Origin of the sequence: Protofrankia coriariae, from assembly GCF_001017755.1 — a bacterium.
Taxonomy (GTDB): Bacteria; Actinomycetota; Actinomycetes; order Frankiales; family Frankiaceae; genus Protofrankia; species Protofrankia coriariae.
Window position 1 is genome coordinate 1 of record NZ_JWIO01000102.1, and the last position, 792, is coordinate 792.

At 78.2% G+C, this 792-nt stretch carries 1 protein-coding gene; it reads left to right on the top strand.

Annotated features, from left to right (window positions below; all coding sequences use genetic code 11):
• On the top strand, positions 1 to 792 hold a 792-nt coding region (locus FrCorBMG51_RS24380; protein ID WP_047225341.1), incomplete at both ends, for a hypothetical protein.

A 792-nucleotide genomic window follows, 5' to 3' on the forward strand; every position in this document is an offset into this window, starting at 1 on the left:
GGCGGGGCCGCTGCGCCTCACGGTCACCGTCCGTGTCGTCGACGGGCCTGCGGCGCACGACCCGTCGACCGCGCTCGCCGCGGCGGCCACCGGCACGGACCTCGCCGCCGCGGCCGCCGCCGGCCTCGTCGAGACGGTCGTCGTCGAGGGCCGGCTGGCCCGGACCGTGCACCTGCTCACCGCGGAGAAGCAGCGGATCGCCGCCGTCGCCCGCGAGATCGCGGCATCCCGGCACGTCTCGCTTGCGCGCTCCGGCGCGCTCGACCGGACCGGCGCCGACCACGGCGTCCCCCGGCTCGCCGGCGAGGACGACGACGCCTACCGCGCCCGGCTGCGGATGGTGACGTCCTGGCGGCTGGCCACCCCGGCCGGCTTCGAACAGGCCCTCAACGGCGTCCCGGACGGCTCCGCGGACGGCGGCCCGAACACCGGCCTGCCGTCGGCGGTCGGGGTCGACGCCCGGTTCCGGATCGTCGACGAGGTCGACCGGCTCGCCGTCGCGGTGCGGATGGTCGAGGTCGTCCCACCCGGCGGGGCCGGCGGCGCATGGCGGCAACGGTTCGGCGAACTCGCCCGCACCGGGCTGCTCCTCGACCTTGAGACGCCGCCGGCGGCCCGGCTGCCGGACGCCACCCGGACCCGGCTGCTCGAGGTCCGGCAGGTGCTGCGCGCCAATCTCGACCGGGCCCAGCCGGTCACCGAGCGGCGTTACCTCGCCGCCGTCGTCGCGACGTCCCTCGCGCGGGCGGTGCGCGTCCTGGGGACGCTCACCGGATCCGGTGCGCTCACCCT